The sequence below is a fragment of the Vibrio sp. 779(2023) genome, assembly GCF_033344285.1.
GTDB lineage: Bacteria > Pseudomonadota > Gammaproteobacteria > Enterobacterales > Vibrionaceae > Vibrio > Vibrio alginolyticus.
This window is the reverse complement of record NZ_JAWPOM010000004.1, coordinates 115,717-137,226: the sequence shown is the minus strand read 5'-3', so window position 1 is coordinate 137,226 and position 21,510 is coordinate 115,717. Positions and strand designations below refer to the sequence as shown.

Sequence of the window (21,510 nt, the reverse complement as noted above, 5' to 3'; positions counted from 1 at the left end):
ATTACGGCCCTTTTGCCGTTTACATAGGAATTTGGGAAATGCCTCGCGGGTTTACGTTGTTGGAGCTTCTTATTACTGTTGCTGTACTGAGTATTATATTGGCGTTTGCAGCTCCATCTTTCCAAAATGTTTTTGAAACCAACAAAATGCAGCGCTTAGCTAATGAATTGCATGGCTTTGTTATTGAAGGCAAGTCTGAAGCAGTATTACGGCGTGAAAGACTTTGGGCACACATCATCATGTCTGGGAGTTCATCTAGTGACGGAAACTGGCGTATTGATTTGACAGATAACGGAGCTGAGGGGGCTGGGACTGTGTTGTTCTCTTTATCAGGTAAGCCGTATGACGGTATTGTCGTTACACCTAGCTACGATTCAGACCAAATCAGTTTTGACGACGTTTATGGCCGACCATCATCAGGAAGCTTGAAGTTTCATCCTGTTGGTGAATCATCAAAAGTCTTAAAACTTATTTCTCACACTTTATCTGCTCGCGTGCGAGTGTGTAGTGATAGCAACAGTACAGAATATTACGGTTATTCAACTTGCTCTTAAAAGGATGATTATGTTTAAACAAAAAGGGGCAAGCCTTGTTGAGTTTATGATCGCATCGGCATTTGGGCTTATTTCTCTTGCTACAGTGGGGTCAATCTATGTGAGTGGTCAAAGGGTGATAATGGAACGGTCGAAAGAGCTAATGTTGTTACAGAACTCTGAAAGTGTTGTGCAAATGCTCAAGAGTGACATTCAGCGTGCTGGTTTTGATGGTAACGATGGCAATTCTATAAAAATATCTGGCTCATCAAACACAATTTACACTCTCGATGATGTTGATAGAGGGGTGATTGCTTATGCTTATTACATAGGTGTTTCTGGCGCTGGCGCTAGCTCTTTTCCTTTATATAAAAACGTAGCTTATGAGCAACGAGTTAGCACGCCAGAGTCGCTATTTGTTTGTGAAAAAAAACAAACAACGATATGGGATGTTGATGACGTGATTAACCTTGCAGGCACTCGCTCATGTAAAAATCTTTTTGATAAGAAAGTTATTCACGTTAATCGTTTTGACCTTACTAGTGAACTGTTAGAAAGCACTGATGCAAAAAGTGTACTGGTGACCGTTACATTGGGAACCGAATTGAAAGATGCGACTGATATTCGCACTCAGCAGTCGTTTACTGCGATGCAAAGGAACTGGCAGTAATGAAGAAACAACAAGGTGCAGTAGCGTTACTCGTTGTCAGTGTATTACTTGTCGCAGCGTTAATGATGTCGCTTGGTAGCTACAAGTCTCTTTTTTATCAGATCAAGCGTGCCAACAATCAAATTGAAGCACGACAAGAACATTGGCTTGCAGAAGGGGGATTGGAGTGTGGCTATGCGATAAATAAAGCGGATATGTCGATCGCACCAAATATGCAAGACTACTCTAGTTGTTTACAAAGTACTGTTGTCGCAACTCAATCTTTGGTGGATCCCAAATTCTACGAGCTATCTTCAAGCGTAAATAACCGAGTTGAGACCTTCAAAAGTATTGAAGTAGTTGGTAGACCAAGCGGAGCTATACAAGCCCGCTCAGATTTGAAGTTAATGGGCTCTTATCTTTTTACACCTGAATTTGTCGAGCAGGATACTTGTGTTTCTGTTCGATTTATGAAATCAGTAGTAATGGAGGGCGCTTTTGTTACTTCACACCCTTCTGGAAAAACGTGTAGTTCATCTCATATGACTAACACTGCCCGCTTAGGGTTATGCGTTTCTGGTGACGCTAACTGCGATGATTCTGGTGGCGTAAACGACTACAAAGTGAAAGTCATTGGTAACAATCAAAATTATATTGGCGACGAAAAGATGTTTGAGCATGATTTTGTTCATGACCCAAATCTTGACCCTTTTGAAGCTTTTTTTGGTTATCCTCGCTCCCAATTAACTCAAATAAAGAATGGATTTGTGGTGATTGATGGGAGTGTGGCAAGCAGCTCGTCAACAGTTAAATCTTGTGTTGATAGAATTGTTAGTTCATTTTCTGTGAGCGACAAAGTGTGGGTGGTTGGTGATTGTGACCTAGAAACTGGTATCGGAATCAGCCTCAATTCTAGCCCTAAGCTTCTTGTTATCGAGAATGGCTTATTGTCGGTTAATGGGGTTGACTCTTTTCCCGGAACTGTTTACCAATTGTTTACTTCTACAGTTAGTGACATGTCCGCAAGATGGACATCAGATGTCTCAGTCACTCCATTTATAGGAGGACTCTCTACAGACGAAATAAAGAAGCTTACTTTTTTTTCCCGTGGCGCTTTCAAGCCTGTAGGTGGATATGTTTTCGACACCCCAGGAGGGTTAAGTGTCTTTGGTGCTGCAGTTAATTTGGAGTTTGATTCAACATCTGTACCCAATGTTCACAAGAAAGTAAAATGGAAAAAGGGCTCCTGGAATGATCTCTAAACAAAAAGGTTTTAACCTTCTTGAAGTTCTAATTTCTTTTCTACTTATCGGTGTTGGGGCACTAGGTTTAACTAAGCTAAACGTGTATTTAGAACGCGAATCCGAATATGCCATAAAAAGTATTGAAGCACTTCGTCTAGCAGAAAACCAGCTCGAATGGTTCCGGACGCGTGGTGCTTCTGCGGCGATGTCTACCATCACACCTGCAAATTTTGCTTCTATTGCAACAGGCTCTTCTGTTACTGGATCTTATGTCGTCGAGTGGGAAGTTCCAGCTGCCACGGTTTCAGGAACACTGAAAACTATCACCATTACCTCTAGCTGGAAGGATAGAATCGGCGAGACACGATCAGTTCAGCTTAAAACGATGATCTCACAATACAGTGAATTCGAAAACTAAGTTCAATTGCATACATGGGCTGAGACAAATGCGGATGTAACTCCTGTTTGATACCGGATTTGTTACGGTTAATAAATGGTTTTTGAACTGTTAATTGAGTTGATGTTCTACTGTTTTTATTATGTTTAATTGAAGTGGTGTTTTTGCAAAATATGTCTCCAATTATGAAAAAAAATCTAGAACCTTGTGCTTTCTCCATTAGTGTTTACTAGAATACTCGTTGGATAGTAGGTCGTTATAATTATTCAAATAGGCCTTGGCACCAACATCATTCACTATGGAGTTACCATGAGTAACCAAGCTGTAAATAAGGCACCATCATCGAAGCCGAGCGGGATGGAGCGCTTTTTAAACTTTATCGAGAGGACAGGTAACAAAATTCCTGATCCTGCGATTTTGTTCTTCTGGGCATTGATCATTACTTGGGCGGCGTCAGCACTTTTGTCGAATGTATCATTCGATCTTCCAAACCCTCGAACGGGCGAAGCTCTTACTATCACCAACTTACTTACGGGCGAAGCGCTAGCAAGTTTCCTTGCTAACATGGTGACGACGTTTACTGGCTTTGCGCCACTGGGTATCGTACTTGTCGCAATGCTAGGTGTGGGTGTTGCAGATTCTTCGGGCTTTATTACGACGGGTCTTAAGAAGATGCTGAACTTCACGCCAGCTAAGCTTCTTACTCCAATGCTTATTTTGGTTGCCATTGTATCGCATACTGCGGCAGATGCAGGCTATGTTCTGGTTATTCCTCTTGGCGGTATTATCTTCCATGCGGCAGGTCGTCACCCTTTAGCAGGTATTGCGGCAGCATTTGCAGGTGTATCTGGTGGCTTCTCTGCAAACTTTATCCCTTCAGGTATCGATCCGCTATTGGCTGGCTTTACGCAAACTGCGGCGCAGGTTCTTGATCCTGAATATGTGGTTAACCCATTAGCGAACATCTTCTTCACTGGCCTATCCTCTATCATTATTGTGGGGATTGGTTGGTACGTGACAGAGAAAATCATCGAGCCTCGTTTATCAAAAATGCCAATTGATGATGATGCGGAAACCGCGCCAAACCTAGGTTCATTTACTGAACTGGAATCAAAAGCATTCCGTTATGCAGGTTGGGCAATGATGGCGGGTATTGCTTTACTTGTTGCAGCGTTAATTCCAGAAACATCAGCACTTCGCTCGCCTGAAGGTGAAATTACTGCCTTCTCAGCACCGATAATGAAGTCTATCGTGCCGTTGATCTTTATTCTGTTTATCATTCCTGGTTACGTTTACGGTAAAGTGTCTGGAACGTTCAAGACCAGCAACGACATTATCAAAGCGATGGCTGATACTATGTCAACCATGGGCGCATACATTGTTATGTCGTTCTTCTGTGCTCAGTTCTTATCTGCATTTGCTCAGTCAAACATCGGTACGATGCTAGCGTTGTATGGCGCAGAAGGCTTAAAAGCGATGAACCTACCAGGTGAAGTGACCATCATCGGTATGATCCTTCTAACCGCGTCTGTAAACCTACTTATTGGTTCGGCATCGGCAAAATGGGCTTTAATTGGTCCAATCCTAGTGCCAATGCTAATGGCGGTTGGTATCTCGCCTGAGCTGTCTCAGGCGGCTTACCGTGTGGGTGACTCTGTATCGAACATCATTTCGCCTCTAATGGTATTTTTCCCTCTTGTTGTGGTTTACTGTCAGCGTTATGTGAAGTCGGCTGGTATCGGTACGCTTGCGTCACTAATGATGCCATTCTCGATCGCAATGCTGATCGGTTGGTCTATCTTCCTAGTTGCTTATTGGATGGTAGGTATCCCGCTAGGCATTCAAGCTCCTTACACTTACACAATGTAAAAACGTGTAGGGTGTGAAAGCCGCTAATTGGCAGCCAAAAAGCGCAGGTCTTCGATCTGCGCTTTTTTGTTCTCGTAAAACGAACATCGATAGGTCTTGTAACTAGTTTTTTGGAGTTGCAGACTTTGTCCCGTGATGTGTTGCTGTAGTGAAACCGAAGTTGGTGATAAAATTCCTGACTTCAATCGTTTTTTGTTTCTTTGGAGCCTCCTTTGTCTAACCATCCGTTTTCCCCTCAAGATGAATTGTTTATGCGCAGAGCGATGGAGCTTGCTGAGCAAGCAGAAGCTGAGGGGGAAGTACCTGTTGGCGCAGTGCTTGTCAAAGATGGTGAAATTATCGCTGAGGGGTGGAATCGCTCTATTGGTACTAATGACGCTACCGCACATGCTGAGATTCAAACACTGCGTAAAGCAGGCCAAAAGCTAGAAAATTACCGTCTTCTGGATACGACTTTGTATGTAACACTTGAGCCATGCCCAATGTGTGCGGGAGCCTTATTGCATAGCCGTGTTAAGCGGGTTGTTTTTGGAGCGCCAGATTTAAAAGCTGGAGCTGCAGGAACAGTGCTTAATTTGTTTGAAAGCCAAGCCGCTTACCATTACGCCTTAGTTGAAAAGGGGCTGCTAGAAGATGAGTGCCGCACTCAGCTACAAGCGTTTTTTAAGCGTCGCCGAAAGGAAATTAAAGCGAAGAAGCAAGCACAAAAAGCATTAGAAAATCGAGAGAGCGAGCAAGGTAGTGGGAGTAGTGAGGGCTAGCAAACACCTACAACATGGTAGATGTTTGCTTGGACGCACTAGTGATTGACTAAATGTACAAAAACACGATTACGTGAACTTACTTTCTTTTTCATACATGTCAGTTTACGTTTACGTCGGATAGCAGCTACTGTGTTATTTAAACGCTTTGACTGCACTCTACGTCTTCTCATATTCAAAACCTCCTGCAGACAAGACTTATACCAGTAAAGCGCGGCTCATCGATGCTTGGCAATAGGCTCGATAATCGCACTAAACATTGTATGGTTTAAACGTTCTTCATTTGACTTCTGCATTGCACAGAGCCAGCAAACAATTTCAATACGATGCTTAATAATAGGAGTGACGTTATTTCGGCAGAGTGTAGCCGAAAGTGCCGCTTCATCAAGTGAGCTAAACCATGTGGTTGTAAAGTAATCTGTTACAAAGCAATCAGTTTTACTAACGATGAAGAAAAGGCGACCAACCAAAGGAATGGTTGAGTGTGGTTGGTGTCACTCAGAATATTGGAGTCTAGATAAGTTTTCGTTAGGACTCAACAAAAATGACGAGCTTCATAGGCTCGTCATTTTTTAGTTTACCGTGGGTTTATTCTTCAATGCTTTCTTGTTCGGTGTCTTCTTCAACCGTGACGTCAGAAGCGCCAGAGACTTGTTCTACGACGGTCTCTACTGCGCCCGATATAAAAATGTCGGGGTTGAGCGGCGGAATCACTTGCAAATCATCGCTATTCTCATCAATCGCTGGCTGTTGGCTGACATGACCAATGATGGATTGGTAGTAACGTCGAATATTTTCTACGTAATTACGCGCTTCATCGCCTCTGGCGTACCCATAGCGAGTTTGGCTGTAATAGCGCTTCTGACGAAGTAAAGGCAGCCTGTCTTTTACATCCGCCCAAGCGTTTGGATCGCCACCTTGTGCTTTGGTGAGTCGTCGTGCGTCCATCATGTGGCCGTAACCAATATTGTATGAAGCTAACGCAAACCATATTTTTTCATGCTCGTTGATGCTATCAGGCACGCGACCTACAATGCGACGTAAGTACTCGACACCACCACGAACAGATTGCTCAGGGTCTAAACGGTTTGTTACCCCGACGCTTTTCGCTGTTGGCAGAGTAAGCATCATCATCCCCCTAACACCCGTTGGCGATTTTGCTGTTGGTTTCCAATGTGACTCTTGATAAGCCAATGCTGCAATTAATCGCCAGTCGAACTCTTCGCTGTATTTTTGGAATAAAGGTGCCCATTTAGGCAATTTGTCATCCAGAGCTCGAATGAATGCGCGAGTATCAACGTAGTCAAATGCTTCAATATGACCAATGTACTTTTCTTCGAGGGTGGACAGTTCTCCTGATTGTTTGATGTTACCGAAAAACTCTATCAGCATTGCATACAAGCTTTCGTCTTCAGAACGTCGAGTAAACCAAGACACAGGTTGATCTTCTGTAAGTTCGAACGCGAGCGCAAGATCGGGGTAAAGGCGTTGAGCTAGGGAAAGTTCCACCGAATCAGTCACAGTAAAACGTAACTCACCCTTCGATACGTATTTGAGTAAGTCTCTCGTGTCAGCATCACCAACAATTTCAAACTGAAGTTCTGGATACTGCTTCTTTAACGCTGTTAGGGTCGGAACATATTGCGATTGTTCAACGATCTTTAATGTTTGAGCGCCTGCATTTGTATCTTCGTCGGACTCGTCGTCTTTCGAGGCTTGGTATTCAATGAGTTGTTCGATATCACGTGGTCGAAGTTGCCCTTTTTTATATACCACTTGTTGGCTTACATAATAATAGGCAGGGCCTGGTCTAAATCGTTTGACTGCTTGTGACGTTTGATTTAAACCCGTAGCGATGATATCGATATCTCCTTTCTTAAGAGCAGGAAAAAGCTCAGCTTGGCGAAAGGCTGGTTTAATCTCGAGTTTGACGCCGAGCTGCTCCGCAAACTGACGCGCCAATTCGTAATCCAACCCTGCGGGACCATCGGGACCTATGTAGTAGGAGAGCTGATTGTTTAGCGTGCCAACACGAAGCACACCACGTTCTTGAATTTTTTCAAATTCACTTTTGGGCTCCGACTCAATCTGGCAAGCAGAGAGTAAAAGAACAGAAACTAAAATTAGAGCACTGCGCTTGAGCCGGTTGAAGTGACTTATTTGCATTAATAGGTACATCTTGGAAAATTTCTATTTGCCTTTATATCAAAGCGAGCTCATGGGGCAAAGTGAATCACACACTTATAACGTGACATTGTGTGTTTTATCGACATTTTAGTTGTAATTCAAATTTGACAAAAAAAATGACGCAAACGGTTGCTTTTGGTGTTACATCACAAAAACAATTACTATATAATGCGCTCGCAATGACGAGGTGGAATCGGCATAGGTTCGACAGGGCTTATTTTAAGTGTCTGAATTTATTCCAATATCACCTTAATCAATTGCATAAGAGACCTAAGCACATGAGAATTTTGCGTGGCTCCCCAGCTCTTTCTGAGTTTCGTGTTAATAAACTACTGGAACTTTGTCGTGAACAAGATCTGCCTGTAACTGGCATTTATGCCGAGTTTATGCACTTTGCCGATCTAAAGTCAGACCTTGATGACCAAGAGTTAGAAAAACTTGAAAAGTTACTAACTTACGGCCCAACCATCGAAGAGCATGAGCCTGAAGGTCTTCTACTTCTTGTCACCCCTCGTCCTGGCACTATCTCGCCTTGGTCTTCTAAATCTACCGATATCGCTGTTAACTGTGGTCTGGATAAAGTGAAACGTCTAGAGCGTGGTACGGCTTATTATGTCGAATCTTCAGTTGTTCTATCAGAAGCTCAAGCTGACGCTGTTAAAGCGTTAATTCACGACCGCATGATGGAAACAGTATTCACAGAATTTGAAGCCGCATCAGCATTATTTACTGTTGCAGAGCCTAAGCCTGTCGCACATGTTGATATCTTAGCTGGCGGTCGTCTTGCGCTTGAAGAGGCAAACGTTTCCCTTGGCTTGGCACTCGCAGAAGATGAAATTGATTACTTGGTAGAGAACTTTACTAAGCTTGGGCGTAACCCAAACGACATTGAATTGATGATGTTTGCTCAGGCGAACTCAGAGCATTGTCGCCACAAAATTTTTAACGCAGATTGGACTATCGACGGGGTAGATCAACCTAAGTCTTTGTTCAAAATGATCAAAAACACTTTTGAAACGACACCTGACTATGTGCTGTCTGCATACAAAGACAACGCAGCCGTTATGACAGGTTCTAAAGCGGGGCGTTTTTTCCCTGACCCTAAATCTCGTCAATACACGTACCACCATGAAGATACGCACATCTTGATGAAGGTAGAAACGCACAACCACCCAACGGCAATCTCTCCATGGCCGGGCGCATCGACTGGCTCAGGCGGTGAAATCCGTGACGAAGGCGCGACGGGTATCGGCGGTAAGCCAAAAGCGGGTCTGGTTGGTTTTACAACCTCTAACTTACGTATTCCTGGTTTTGAACAGCCATGGGAAACCGACTTCGGCAAGCCGGGTCGTATTGTAAATGCGTTAGACATCATGCTTGAAGGTCCTCTAGGAGGCGCGGCATTCAACAACGAATTTGGTCGTCCAAATCTATTGGGTTACTTCCGTACTTACGAAGAAAAAGTCACTTCTCATGCGGGTGAAGAAATTCGTGGTTACCACAAACCAATCATGATTGCTGGTGGTATGGGTAACATCCGCGATGAACACGTGCAGAAGAAAGAGATTCCAGTGGGTGCGAGCCTAATCGTACTTGGTGGTCCGGCAATGAACATCGGTCTTGGTGGTGGTGCGGCATCTTCCATGGCATCTGGTCAGTCAGCAGAAGATCTGGACTTCGCTTCAGTACAGCGTGAAAACCCAGAGATGGAACGTCGCTGTCAGGAAGTGATCGACCGTTGTTGGCAGTTAGGCGACGACAACCCAATCGCATTTATCCACGATGTGGGTGCAGGCGGTATCTCTAACGCATTGCCTGAACTCGTCGACGACGGTGAGCGTGGCGGTAAGTTCCAATTACGCGATGTACCAAACGATGAGCCGGGCATGAGCCCACTGGAAATTTGGTGTAACGAATCACAGGAACGTTACGTTCTAGCGGTAGCGCCAGAAAACATGGAAGCATTCGACGCCATCTGTAAGCGTGAACGCGCACCGTATGCAGTGGTGGGTGTGGCGACAGAAGAGCGTCATCTAACGCTAGAAGATTCTCACTTCGACAATACGCCAATCGATATGCCAATGGATATCCTGCTTGGTAAGCCACCGAAGATGCACCGTGACGCAACCACACTAAAAGTGGAAAGCCCTGCCATTGTTCGTGATGGTATTGAGCTTAATGAAGCGGTGGATCGCGTACTTCGTCTTCCTGCTGTTGCAGAAAAAACATTCCTAATTACTATCGGTGACCGAACAGTAACGGGTCTGGTTGCTCGTGATCAAATGGTTGGTCCTTGGCAGGTACCAGTAGCAAACTGCGCAGTAACAGCGGCAAGCTACGACACTTACCATGGCGAAGCAATGTCGATGGGTGAGCGCACGCCAGTGGCATTACTAGACTTTGGAGCATCGGCTCGCCTAGCCGTTGGTGAGTCACTAACGAACATTGCGGCAACAGACATCGGTGATATTAAACACATTAAACTGTCTGCGAACTGGATGTCTCCAGCGGGTCACCCAGGTGAAGATGCGGGTCTTTACGAAGCAGTGAAAGCGGTTGGTGAAGAATTGTGTCCTGCGTTAGGTTTGACTATCCCAGTTGGTAAAGACTCCATGTCGATGAAAACCAAGTGGGAAGAAAACGGCGAGAGCAAAGAAGTCACTTCTCCACTGTCGTTAGTTATCACGGCATTTGGTCGTGTGGAAGACGTACGTAAGACCGTGACTCCACAACTACGCACTGACAAAGGAAAGACTTCTCTAGTTCTTGTTGACTTGGGTAACGGCAAAAACCGCTTAGGTGCGACAGCATTGGCACAAGTATACAAACAGCTGGGTGACAAACCTGCTGACGTAGATAATGCAGAGCAGCTAAAAGGCTTCTTTGATGCAATGCAAGCGTTAGTACGTGATGACAAGCTAGTGGCTTACCACGATAAAGGCGACGGCGGTCTTTTTGTTACACTGGCTGAGATGGCGTTCGCGGGTCACTGTGGCGTAAAAGCGAACATCGCAGAGCTGGGTGATGATGCGCTAGCCGTTCTATTTAACGAAGAGCTAGGTGCGGTTGTTCAAGTTAAGAATGATGATCTAGATTCAGTTCTATCTACTCTGGCGGCAAACGGCTTAGAGGCATGCTCACATGTGATTGGTTCTGTTGAAGCTTCAGACGACTTTGTTATCACTTCTGGTGATGCAGTTGTGCTTGAACGTTCACGTACCGAACTACGCGTTATCTGGGCTGAAACAACGCATAAGATGCAAAGTCTACGTGATAACCCAGCGTGTGCAGACCAAGAGCACGAAGCTAAGAAAGACAACTCTGACCCAGGTCTAAACGTTAAGCTCAGCTTCGACGTAAATGAAGACGTTGCAGCACCGTACATTGCGAAAGGTGCTAAACCTAAGATGGCAATTCTACGTGAGCAGGGCGTTAACTCCCACGTCGAAATGGCAGCAGCGTTTGACAGAGCTGGTTTTGAAGCAACCGACATCCATATGAGCGATATCCTAACAGGCCAAGCGGTACTGGATGAATACCATGGCCTAGTAGCTTGTGGTGGCTTCTCTTACGGCGACGTACTAGGTGCGGGTGAAGGTTGGGCTAAGTCTATCCTGTTTAACGCACAAGCTCGTGAACAGTTCCAAGCCTTCTTCAACCGTGAAGAGACGTTCTCTTTAGGTGTATGTAACGGTTGTCAGATGCTATCAAACCTGAAAGATCTGATCCCAGGTGCAGACTTGTGGCCACGTTTTGTGCGCAACGAATCTGAGCGTTTTGAAGCGCGCTTTAGTCTAGTTGAAGTTCAGAAATCTGATTCTGTATTCTTCGACGGAATGGCTGGTTCGCGTATGCCAATCGCGGTTTCCCACGGTGAAGGGCGTGTAGAAGTACGTGATGCAGAGCACCTAGCAGCGATTGAGGCATCAGGTACGGTTGCGGTTCGTTACGTGGATAACCTCGGTAACCCAACACAACAATACCCGAACAACCCGAATGGTTCGCCAAACGCGATTACCGGTTTAACAACAGCAGACGGTCGCGTAACTATCATGATGCCTCACCCAGAGCGCGTATTCCGCACAGTTGCAAATTCTTGGGCTCCGGAAGGTTGGGGTGAAAATGGCGCTTGGATGCGTATGTTCCAAAATGCCCGTAAGAATATCGGTTAATTAACCAAAAGTTAATCTAGCTTAAGTAAAGCGTTGGTTGAGAGACCAGCGCTTTCTTTTTTCTTCGTCGCTCTTTCTAGTGACTTGGCGAAACGTTGCTTTGTTCTGCCTCTTCTTTGTCATCTATTATCTAGCGTAAAAAACTTGCAGCGTTTAGATTACTTTTATGCTCTAATACCGCGCTTACCAAGGGATGGTGTTAAACAGCTCAGCTTAGATGGAGTTATCAAGTTGACCGAATCCCTGATTGATCCCTAAATCCCTTAGGAAATGAAAGAAATGTCTAAGAATCCAAAATTTGCTATCCGCGTCACTGAAAAACGTAACGGCTGGAGCGCAGAAATCACTCGCCAAGTGACATCTCGTAAGACTGTAGTATCAAAGCGTGAAACAGGCTTTGACAGCGAAGAGAAAGCACAAGCTTGGGCTGAACAAGAACTGGCTGGATTTATCCAAAACCAAGTGGTTCGTAACGAGCGTAAAGCAGCGCAACGTCAAGAGCGCGAAGCAGAACAACTAGCGGCAAAAGTTCGTAAAGAAGAAGCCCGCAAAGCACGTGAAACCGAAGTAGACACTGACGAAGAATAAGTTTAAATCGGTGAGATGGTGACGTTACCCATCAAACAAATAGTGAAAATGCCCTGAGTTTTGTCTCAGGGCATTTTTTATTTATATCGGCTAAAAACAATCCGACGATACGGACAAGCTAAACGTGCCGTCTTCAGGGGCTGCAAATTGTTTATTGCCAGGAAGAAGGTGAGGGTTATTAGCATAAGTGCGATGTGTCGATTTGACCTTTGCAGAATGTCTTTCCGGTAAATCAAAGTGTTGTAAGCCGTCAGATAGATCGTTTGCTTCACCGTAGTCGAAATGTGTTGCGACGTCTTTGGGCTGCTTGGCGTAACGACAGTGATCCGGCTTACCATCTTCGTGCCAAGTTAAAGAGTTAGTTTTTGCATCTAGATTCAGGTTATTTGCTGTTGGCTGTGCGTAAAAATCTTCTGAAACTTGGTGCTTGCTTTGTTCTTGTAAGTAGTCTGCAATGTTCTCAGAAGCTTGCGCTAGGCTACCTACAGGGAAGAAGCAAATCAGAAGAAGCCGTGTTTTTAGATTGTTCATAATGTGTATGCAAGCAAAAGGAAATGATAATACTGATAAATAAAACGGCGTGCAATTATGGCCATTGGATACGATATAACAGGGCAGTTAATGTCTGCCCTGCATCTTTTAGGTATGGTTAGTATTGATAAGTGAGGTGCAGTTTGACTTCGCGACCAGGCGAAGGCACGCCATTAGATAGGTATGCTTCGTAGTAACGATCGGTTAAGTTTTTCACAACCGCGCCAACGCTCAAGCCTTCGACTTGTTGTATTTCCCAAACCACGTAAGCGTTTTGTAGCGTGTATTGCTCACTTGGCGATTTCACTTTTAAATTATTACCGCTTGCCTTGGTTTTGGTTTGCGCATCATACCAGCGGACTTCCCAGCCCGTACGTAAACCAGGAATCCATTCGTAACCTAAACCCAGATTAATGTTTAATGGCGGTACATCAGGATGATCATCATCTGAACCTGTAGAGTCAGATAGGCTACCTTTGTTTTTGCCGCGAATGTAACTTGCTGAGAAATTACTGTAGAAATCTTCAATCCGGTATTGTGAAATTAGCTCAAAGCCATAGTTTTTAAAGCCATCTAGGTTTGTATTCCAGCTTTGTAACTCAGTAGTATTTTTGTCGAGGTTTTCGCCCGTTCGTATATCAACTGTGTCGCTAACATCGTTATAGAACATAGTTAACTCTGTTGCGAGGTTATCGCGAGAGTTCACCAGCCCTTCCGTTAAGTTGATAACGCTTGCTTGATAAGCATGGATACGAGACACGTCCAGATTCAAAGCAGTAGCCGTAGCGGTAGCTCGCGCATATTGCACTGAGTAGATGTTATCAACGGTTGGTGCTTTTAAAGCGTAGGCGTAGGAGGCGTTTAAACGCGTATTATTGCTCGCATCAAAGTCGATATCCAAACGTGGGCTAAAGCCTTTATGCGTCGTTTCACCATAGTCATGTCCGGCAGCTGGATCATTATAATCCGGCGCTGCGTTCCCTTTTCCTTCACTCTTGATGTATTCGTAACGCAGAGAAGGTGTGATTGTTAGGCGGTCTGTTGCTTGATAGTGATCAGCAATGTAAGCGGCATAAATTGACTGCGTGCCAGATGGTTCGTAGTAAGGGGTGTACCAACCGTAGTTTTTCGCTTCATTACTGTCGTATGATGCGTTGAATACTAACGAGTCTCTATCGGTTTTTTGATATTGAAGCCCAGTGACTAGAGTGTGGTCTCCGAATTGTGCTTGGTTAAACACATCAACGTAGTCACGCTCGTAACTCAGCCATGACTCATGACCGTAACTGCCAACAGAAACGAACATTTTCTCGAATGCTACGTCAGGGCGAACCCAATGACGATCGTTTTCGGAACGTGCCATTTTGATATTGAAATCAATATACGGGTTAGTCGGCATGTAGTGGTAAGAGATGGTTGTGGTGTTGTCCGTGTATTTGTTATCGACGGTGTAAGCGTATTGGGCTTTTTCTAATGAGCCGTATTTCTTGATATTGTATTCGGTGATGTTAGGCATTTTTCCTCGGCGGTTAGCCCAAGGTTTACGACCTTCATCTTTGTAGCGAGTGTGGCTAATTTCAAACTCGTGATCGTTGTTTTCATAACCGACCTTTACGAGCATGTTTTCTTGCTCATAACCTGAGTAATCCAACGTTTCACCACCTCCGACTTTAATGTCATCAGAATCTTTTACCGAGCCATTCGCTAGAAAATAAAAACCAGTATCGTTTTTACCATAGAGTGTTAGCGTGTAGGCGTTCTCATCACCGTTAGTGTTGTATGCACTTGAGATGCGAGCACCAAAGTTTCTGTCGCCGTAAAGGAGATCATCGACACTTTTGGTTTTAATGCGAATGGAGCCACCAAACTTCCCGTTGAGTGCTCGATAGTCGTGCGCGCCCTTGATAATTTCTGCTTCGCCAATTAAGAACGGATCAAAAAAGAAGGTACCGTAGCGGTATTGTTGAAAGCCAATTGGAGCGCCATCGACAAAGACGGCGATATCGCTTGGATCATCAAAGCCACGAATGTTAATACGTTCGCCACCAGAACGACCGCCACCATCTATTGATGCACCGGGAACGGCATCGATCATTGAGGCAAAATTAGAGTACTGTTGCTCTTCAATCTCTGACCAATTAATGGTGGTTTGCGCAGGCTCAGCAATGGTAATAGGTTTGGCATAACGAACGCCTATGACTTCAAGCTCTTCATTTGGCGCTGTCTCGGCATATGAATAAAGAGGGAAGAGCAAAGCCAGTGAAATGAGATTTACTTTGAATGGATGACTTTTTAATCGTTTCATATTGATGATTTATAGTGTTTTTATGAAGCTGGGATTATAAGAACATTATTACGATTAATAAATGATAATGAGATTAATTATCAAATGTGTTTTTGCGACGGATTGTAAAGTTTTTTATCCATTCGTGGAAACTGCGATGAGTATCGTTAGCTTACATAAAACAAAAAGCCCAGCATCATGGACGCTGAGCTTATTGGCTTTAAACAAGATAGTGCGAGCACTGTTGCTCCTTTTGAGCTAATCAGGCGCCTACTTGATAGGAATTACTGAGTTTCTAACGGTATCTGTCCGGTTGTCAGCGGCTCGGCATCGAATTCAGTGAGGCCTTCAATATAGCTTTCGACTGCTTGCTCTAAAGCATTATCACCTTGGTTAAAATAGGCAAGGTGGAAAATTGCATCGCCTTCGTTCACCAATGGTAATGTTTGTTGACCGATAACCAAACCACGCTTCGGGGCTTTTAGTTCTATCTCATCATGACCAAGAGGAGAGCTAATATAAGCGAGCGTTTCACCTTGTTCTACTTTGTCTCCCAGATTAACGACAGTACGCAAAATGCCGTTACCTGACGCGCGAACCCAGCTGGTGGACTTCGCTATGATAGGCTCAGGCAGCTTTTTCCTGCTCGCACGCAACATACCAATGGCTTGCATTACGCGCCGAACCCCGAGTACACCAGCGCTGATCGAAAGTGGATCAAAGCGCAATGCTTCGCCAGCCTCGTAGGTGAGCACTGGAATATCACATTTTTCTGCTTCACTGCGTAAAGAGCCATCACGCAATGCTGAATCAACAATCACTGGCGTTGCAAATGCTTGAGCAATACGCAGAGTTTCTGGGTTGCTTAAGTTTGCGCGGATCTGTGGCAAGTTCGTGCGATGAATTGCCCCTGTGTGTAGATCCAAAATGTAGTCACAACGCTTGGCAATGTTGTTAAAGAACCCGTGTGCCATACGAGATGCAAGTGCGCCTTTTTCACTGCCAGGAAAGCAACGGTTGAGATCTCGTCGGTCGGGCAAGTAACGAGATTTATGGATGAAACCAAAAACGTTAACGATAGGTACTGCAATGACAGTGCCTTTCAGTTTTTGTGGATCCAGTTGGTTAATGATCTGACGAACGATTTCTACGCCATTAAGCTCATCACCATGGATAGCAGCATTCACCATTAACACTGGTCCTTCTTGTTTCCCATGGATGATTTCCACAGGAATAGATAAAGGCGAATGTGTATATAGCTTCGCTGCTTCAAATTCGATCTCTAATCGTAGCCCTGGTTGTATTTGATGTCCTAAGAGCTCAAACACTTTGCTTTTTTTACTTCTGGCCATAAACCATCTCTGTCAAATGCGTCATCAGCAATGTAACAATTGCTGCAAAATCGCACTAATCATTCTCATTAAGGACACGACAAATTACTTTAATCGTCATGCGTGAAATTTTGTTATGTGTGAAGTTTTTGTTTTCAATATGATCTTTTCTATCAGTTTAATACATAACAAGACATAGAGAAGAGAGCGCAATAATAGCCTTAAAAAATGTGACTGTATTAAAAATAATACTGTTCATGGAGGACAAAAAAACGGACTTTTAACCCTACTTTTTATCCGATAATATCCGCGCCGAATTTGAGGTTTCACACTTTATAACTAGAGGTTTTGATGAAAAAGGCAATTGCTAAAATTGGTGCATTGACTGCGGTAGCAGTTTCACTTTCAGGTTGCGTAGGTAGTAATGCCGTGACAGGTTATGTCATGGGGTTTAACTTGAAAGCTGTTGACAACCGTTACGCTCGAGGTGGTCTAAATATGCTTTTAGCGCCTGTTTATGGTGTCGCGATCGCAGCGGATTATATCGTGTTTAACTCTCTAGAATTTTGGACGGGTAAGAACCCGTTAAATGGTAAGCCACATATCTTCGATACAAAGGTAGATACTTACATTGATGTCAATCACCAGTTAGATAAGTCGTTAACGACGGCACCAATCGCACCATTAGCGGATAACCGTGTCATTGAGCAGGGGCGAATGCAGCAAATCGATGAGAACACTGTTCAAATGGATATTACTTACAGCAACGGTGAAAAGGCGACACTCATGGGTGCGCGCGATGGTGAGTTTGTTACTTACTACATTGATGGTGAAGTTGTTGCACAAACCTCAATGGATGAATTAGCCGCTTACGCGCAAAACCGTGTGTAGTTGGGTTCAACTAAACCAAAAAAAGGGTGCCGTATGGCACCCTTTGTCGTTTTTCGTGATTGAATTATGCTTTCTCTGGAATCGCTTCTAAAAGCGCGACCATCTGATCCCAGTACAACTGAACAGTATCAATCTTCACTTTCTCATCTGGAGAGTGAGGGAATTTTATTGTTGGACCGAAAGAAACCATATCCATGTGTGGGTATGGTTCTTTAAATAGGCCACACTCAAGACCTGCATGGATGACCATGATGTTCGGCTTATGACCGTAAATGCCTTCATACATATCACGGAAAATTGCCATGATCTCGGAATCTGCATCTGGCTTCCAGCCAGGGTAAGCGCCTGAGAACTGAATTTGTGCGCCTGCTAGCTCAGTAATCGAGCGCAGCATGCTTTCCACTTGGCTACGGCCAGAGTCAATGAGAGAACGAATCAAGCAAAGCACGGTGACTTTATTTTCTTCTGTGCTGATCACACCAACGTTTAGAGAAGTTTCAACAACGCCTTCCACCTCATCACTCATACGGATTACGCCGTTTGGACAAGCGTTAAGTGCCGCAATGAATCGTTGCTGATCGGCGATTGAAAATACTTGCGCGTCAGTCGTGATCACTTCATTAAAGGTTACGATACCTGTTTCGATTTTACCCAATTCAGTTTTAAGCAGCTCAGTGTAGTGGTTGAACAGCTCAGCAAGCTTGTCTTGGTTTTCGACAGGAAGCGCGACAGTAACAAACGCTTCGCGAGGGATTGCATTACGTAAGCTACCGCCACGGAATTCGACTAAACGTAAATCAAGCTCTTGAGCATGACCGGCAAGGAAACGACCAAGTAATTTGTTGGCATTACCGCGACCTGTGTGAATGTCACAACCTGAGTGACCACCTTTTAGGCCTTTCAGCGTCAGTTGGCGTGTTACAAAACCTGCAGGCGTTGATTCTCGAGAAATATCGAAAGTCATGGTGCCATCAACGCCACCTGCACAACCCATGTAGACTTCGCCTTCTTGCTCAGAGTCTGTATTTAGAAGAATCTCACCCTCTAACCAACCAGCTTCAAGGCCAAATGCGCCAGTCATGCCTGCTTCTTCATCAATCGTCAGCAGAACTTCGAGTGGACCGTGCTTAATATCTTTAGATGCCAATACAGCAAGGCAAGAAGCCATACCAATACCGTTATCTGCACCAAGCGTCGTGCCTTTCGCAGTTACCCATTCGCCATCGATGTAAGGTTGGATTGGATCTTTGGTGAAGTCGTGTTCAGTGTCTTCGTTTTTCTGCGGCACCATGTCGATGTGTGCTTGAAGTACAACAGCCTTCTTATTTTCCATTCCTGGTGTCGCGGGCTTTTTGATGAACACGTTACCGGTTGGATCACGGCGAACGTCAAAGCCTTGCTCTGTTGCCCAGTTGATAATGTACTGTGCTAATGCTTCTTCATGTTTCGATGGATGAGGGATAGAACAAATCTTATCGAAAAACTGCCAAAGTGGAGCAGGTGATAAGGTACTGATCTCAGAATGGAACTCAGACACGGAGGACTCCTTTTGATGTGCTTTGCCAAATATATACCGTAAAAATATTGTCAAGGTAGCATTAAATGCTAGACGATTTGGCCTTCAAATTGCCGTTAGCATACCACCAGATAAGGAGTACGAGTAGTCGCGATCACAAGGATTTCTCTCAGAACTGTCACAGTTTGTGAATACAATAACAAGCACTATGTGTTCTCTATCATACATTCTGAAAGTGGCTTTATTTTTTAATTCATAAAATTGTAATTTAATTACACATAAACTTTGATAAAGGTCAATTTATGCATTTTTTGTGATTTCAATCACTAAAATGCTTGTAATTAAATTTCTTGGTGGTATATTTGTAACCAGCTTCTGAGAGAAGAATGAAATGCTCAAAGGATGAGTCCGTTTTATCGCCTCCAAGGAACCGAGAAATCAACGAATGTTTAATTGATTTAAAAGGTGATAGTTATGAAAGGTTTACCAAGTACAATGTTCTGGAATAGCAAGTCTGTTTACACCGGTAACTTTGTATACCCAACAAGCTTTGGCTACTAAGTGAAGTCAACGCATGTGACTCGAACAGTTTGTTCACCCCTATAAATTGGAATTTTTTTTCAGTGATAGTGCTGACATGATTCACCGCCACCCAAATTGGGTGGCGTTTTTTTATCTCTATTTTCTCTTCCTGACTCACTTATTGCCATCAAAGCCTTCTTCTATTCCCCATTCTTCGGTTTTATCGACTTTTCCATCAAATCTGTTAGATACCATGTTTAAAATGGGCCTTTTTCATCTGAAAGTTTAGTACATTGCTCAGTTTTTATTCTCTTTTAGAGAACTGTGTTATCTGGGTTACCTATTGTTTTATAAGAATATATTTCTTTGCTTGCTTTGATAGATTAGAGAATGTGTTTCATATCCAAAGAAAAAAAACGCATTAGAGTGAAGATTCTATCTAGAATTTGCTATTTGATAACTTTATAATTCCCGCCAATCGATTACGCAACCGTTTACTTTTTACCTTTACAGGATTCGATCATGCTCGAGAGGCTTTTTAAACTCAGTGAAAATGGCACAAATGTGCGCACTGAGATCATTGCAGGTGTTACGACCTTCCTAACTATGGCTTACATTATTTTTGTAAACCCAGCGATCCTGTCGGATACCGGTATGGACCGTGGCGCCATTTTTGTTGCGACTTGTCTTGCTGCCGCAATCGGCTGTTTTATTATGGGATTTGTTGCCAATTACCCAATCGCACAGGCACCAGGAATGGGCCTGAACGCATTTTTCACTTACTCTGTTGTATTGGGAATGGGTTATACGTGGCAAGTTGCGTTAGCGGCTGTATTTGTTTCTGGCCTTCTGTTCATTCTTTTAAGCGTATTTAAGATCCGTGAGTGGATTATTAACTCGATCCCGCATTCTCTACGAACAGGTATTTCAGCTGGTATTGGTCTTTTCTTAGCGTTTATCGCATTAAAAAATGCAGGTATCGTCGTTGATAACCCAGCGACATTAGTTTCTATGGGAGAGATCACATCATTGCCATCTGTATTGGCCGCGATTGGTTTCTTTCTTACGATTGCATTGGTTCACCGTGGTGTGAAAGGTGCGGTGATGATCGCCATTCTTGGCGTTACAGCGCTTGGTCTTCTATTTGGTGATGTGCAGTGGGGCGGTATTATGTCAACGCCACCAAGCATTGCGCCAACTTTCATGCAACTGGATTTCTCTGGTTTGTTTGAAGTAGGCATGATTTCCGTCGTATTTGCTTTCCTATTTGTCGATTTATTTGACACCGCAGGTACGCTCGTTGGCGTTTCTCAAAAAGCAGGCCTAACTGATGAGAATGGCAACATCCCTCGTTTAAACAAAGCGTTACTTGCAGACTCAACAGCAACGTCAGTAGGTGCATTACTTGGTACCTCCAACACGACATCTTATATTGAAAGCGTTTCTGGTGTGGCTGCGGGTGGGCGTACTGGTCTAACAGCCGTGGTTGTTGGTGTACTGTTCCTACTTGCTCTATTGTTCTCACCACTTGCGGGTATGATCCCTGCTTATGCAACGTCAGGTGCGCTATTCTATGTGGCGATCTTGATGCTGTCTGGGCTAGTAAGCATTGATTGGCGTGACTTAACTGAAGCGTCCCCAGTTGTTGTGACTTGTTTAGTTATGCCGCTAACATTCTCGATTGCAGAAGGTATCACGTTAGGCTTTATCGCATACGCGGCGATCAAGTTATTCAGCGGTAAGGGCCGTGAAGTGTCGATGAGTGTATGGGTGATGTCAGCCATCTTCATCGTTAAATACCTCGTCGGTTAATTTCTCGAGCAAAAAGCCAGTGTGGATTTATTCACGCTGGCTTTTTCTTTTTTTACGTTGTTCACAGAAGACGGTTTTTCTGCGGAATAGGCAGAGAATTTTGATATCACCGTTGGTATTAGCGGTGTGTTTCGGTAGAATAATCGTTTGCGCAGCTTGAAATCCTCGTCTCCAAACATTTTGGAGAAGTTAGTGAGCATTCCGCTTTTGAGTGACTTCGCTA

At 44.1% G+C, this 21,510-nt stretch carries 15 protein-coding genes; 10 read left to right on the top strand and 5 right to left on the bottom strand.

From position 1 onward, the window contains the following. The first annotated feature begins 38 nt into the window (after positions 1-38). The 6 genes from R8O70_RS07745 to tadA all read left to right on the top strand — a co-directional run bounded on the left by R8O70_RS07745 (position 39) and on the right by tadA (position 5,453). A complete protein-coding gene (locus tag R8O70_RS07745; RefSeq protein ID WP_064353664.1) occupies positions 39-554 on the top strand; it encodes a GspH/FimT family pseudopilin in 516 nt (171 codons plus the stop codon). A 10-nt stretch (positions 555-564) separates the two neighbouring features. Further along, on the top strand, positions 565-1,203 hold the full coding sequence (locus R8O70_RS07740; RefSeq protein ID WP_213915303.1) for a PilW family protein: 639 nt from the start codon (positions 565-567) through the stop codon (positions 1,201-1,203). Further along, complete coding sequence (locus tag R8O70_RS07735) at positions 1,203-2,444, top strand: hypothetical protein (protein WP_064353666.1); 1,242 nt, start codon at positions 1,203-1,205, stop codon at positions 2,442-2,444. Before R8O70_RS07740 ends, R8O70_RS07735 begins: the two co-directional genes overlap by 1 nt. Continuing rightward, on the top strand, positions 2,434-2,844 hold the full coding sequence (locus R8O70_RS07730; RefSeq protein WP_005381606.1) for a prepilin-type N-terminal cleavage/methylation domain-containing protein: 411 nt from the start codon (positions 2,434-2,436) through the stop codon (positions 2,842-2,844). The genes R8O70_RS07735 and R8O70_RS07730 overlap by 11 nt, the downstream gene beginning before the upstream one ends. 288 nt (positions 2,845-3,132) lie before the next feature. Then, complete coding sequence (locus R8O70_RS07725) at positions 3,133-4,692, top strand: AbgT family transporter (RefSeq protein WP_017635695.1); 1,560 nt, start codon at positions 3,133-3,135, stop codon at positions 4,690-4,692. Between the two features lie 212 nt (positions 4,693-4,904). Next, on the top strand, positions 4,905-5,453 hold the full coding sequence (gene tadA / locus R8O70_RS07720) for a tRNA adenosine(34) deaminase TadA (protein ID WP_213915304.1): 549 nt from the start codon (positions 4,905-4,907) through the stop codon (positions 5,451-5,453). 588 nt (positions 5,454-6,041) lie between these two features. Here the strand turns inward: tadA and mltF are convergent. Continuing rightward, the gene (mltF, locus tag R8O70_RS07715; RefSeq protein ID WP_258623765.1) at positions 6,042-7,619 is read right to left on the bottom strand and encodes a membrane-bound lytic murein transglycosylase MltF; all 1,578 of its coding nucleotides are present in this window, start codon (positions 7,617-7,619) and stop codon (positions 6,042-6,044) included. A gap of 299 nt (positions 7,620-7,918) precedes the next feature. Between mltF and purL the strand changes: the two genes are divergently transcribed. Together purL and R8O70_RS07705 are read left to right on the top strand one after the other, a co-directional pair. After that, the gene (gene purL / locus R8O70_RS07710; protein ID WP_318184114.1) at positions 7,919-11,812 is read left to right on the top strand and encodes a phosphoribosylformylglycinamidine synthase; all 3,894 of its coding nucleotides are present in this window, start codon (positions 7,919-7,921) and stop codon (positions 11,810-11,812) included. Between the two features lie 279 nt (positions 11,813-12,091). Further along, positions 12,092-12,400, top strand: a complete 309-nt coding sequence (locus tag R8O70_RS07705) for a DUF3622 domain-containing protein (RefSeq protein ID WP_025998700.1) — start codon at positions 12,092-12,094, stop codon at positions 12,398-12,400. Between the two features lie 90 nt (positions 12,401-12,490). On the opposite strand, the gene R8O70_RS07700 is transcribed toward R8O70_RS07705, so the two are convergent. The 3 genes from R8O70_RS07700 to R8O70_RS07690 all read right to left on the bottom strand — a co-directional run bounded on the left by R8O70_RS07700 (position 12,491) and on the right by R8O70_RS07690 (position 16,567). Next, positions 12,491-12,931, bottom strand: a complete 441-nt coding sequence (locus R8O70_RS07700) for a hypothetical protein (RefSeq protein WP_005381599.1) — start codon at positions 12,929-12,931, stop codon at positions 12,491-12,493. A gap of 118 nt (positions 12,932-13,049) precedes the next feature. Next, a complete protein-coding gene (locus R8O70_RS07695; RefSeq protein WP_171346003.1) occupies positions 13,050-15,236 on the bottom strand; it encodes a TonB-dependent receptor domain-containing protein in 2,187 nt (728 codons plus the stop codon). 263 nt (positions 15,237-15,499) lie between these two features. Continuing rightward, a complete protein-coding gene (locus tag R8O70_RS07690; protein ID WP_005383764.1) occupies positions 15,500-16,567 on the bottom strand; it encodes a succinylglutamate desuccinylase/aspartoacylase family protein in 1,068 nt (355 codons plus the stop codon). 330 nt (positions 16,568-16,897) lie between these two features. On the opposite strand from R8O70_RS07690, the gene R8O70_RS07685 reads away from it, so the two are divergent. Further along, positions 16,898-17,437, top strand: coding sequence for a DUF3332 domain-containing protein (locus tag R8O70_RS07685; RefSeq protein WP_258623763.1), 540 nt, complete (start codon positions 16,898-16,900; stop codon positions 17,435-17,437). A gap of 64 nt (positions 17,438-17,501) precedes the next feature. Here R8O70_RS07685 and R8O70_RS07680 read toward each other — a convergent pair whose 3' ends face one another. Further along, positions 17,502-18,974 carry an aminoacyl-histidine dipeptidase gene (locus R8O70_RS07680; protein WP_017820602.1) on the bottom strand — a complete coding sequence of 491 codons (1,473 nt, stop codon included), beginning with the start codon at positions 18,972-18,974 and terminating at the stop codon, positions 17,502-17,504. A gap of 1,023 nt (positions 18,975-19,997) precedes the next feature. Here R8O70_RS07680 and R8O70_RS07675 point away from each other — a divergent pair. Next, a complete protein-coding gene (locus R8O70_RS07675; protein WP_005381592.1) occupies positions 19,998-21,287 on the top strand; it encodes an NCS2 family permease in 1,290 nt (429 codons plus the stop codon). Positions 21,288-21,510: the final 223 nt, after the last annotated feature.

Bases quoted from the DNA above. Each gene is read 5' to 3' on its own strand.
- R8O70_RS07745 (WP_064353664.1), top strand. From the start codon at position 39: ATGCCTCGCGGGTTTACGTTGTTGGAGCTTCTTATTACTGTTGCTGTA.
- R8O70_RS07740 (WP_213915303.1), top strand. From the start codon at position 565: ATGTTTAAACAAAAAGGGGCAAGCCTTGTTGAGTTTATGATCGCATCG.
- R8O70_RS07735 (WP_064353666.1), top strand. From the start codon at position 1,203: ATGAAGAAACAACAAGGTGCAGTAGCGTTACTCGTTGTCAGTGTATTA.
- R8O70_RS07730 (WP_005381606.1), top strand. From the start codon at position 2,434: ATGATCTCTAAACAAAAAGGTTTTAACCTTCTTGAAGTTCTAATTTCT.
- R8O70_RS07725 (WP_017635695.1), top strand. From the start codon at position 3,133: ATGAGTAACCAAGCTGTAAATAAGGCACCATCATCGAAGCCGAGCGGG.
- mltF (WP_258623765.1), bottom strand. From the start codon at position 7,619: ATGCAAATAAGTCACTTCAACCGGCTCAAGCGCAGTGCTCTAATTTTA.
- purL (WP_318184114.1), top strand. From the start codon at position 7,919: ATGAGAATTTTGCGTGGCTCCCCAGCTCTTTCTGAGTTTCGTGTTAAT.
- R8O70_RS07705 (WP_025998700.1), top strand. From the start codon at position 12,092: ATGTCTAAGAATCCAAAATTTGCTATCCGCGTCACTGAAAAACGTAAC.
- R8O70_RS07700 (WP_005381599.1), bottom strand. From the start codon at position 12,931: ATGAACAATCTAAAAACACGGCTTCTTCTGATTTGCTTCTTCCCTGTA.
- R8O70_RS07695 (WP_171346003.1), bottom strand. From the start codon at position 15,236: ATGAAACGATTAAAAAGTCATCCATTCAAAGTAAATCTCATTTCACTG.
- R8O70_RS07690 (WP_005383764.1), bottom strand. From the start codon at position 16,567: ATGGCCAGAAGTAAAAAAAGCAAAGTGTTTGAGCTCTTAGGACATCAA.
- R8O70_RS07685 (WP_258623763.1), top strand. From the start codon at position 16,898: ATGAAAAAGGCAATTGCTAAAATTGGTGCATTGACTGCGGTAGCAGTT.
- R8O70_RS07675 (WP_005381592.1), top strand. From the start codon at position 19,998: ATGCTCGAGAGGCTTTTTAAACTCAGTGAAAATGGCACAAATGTGCGC.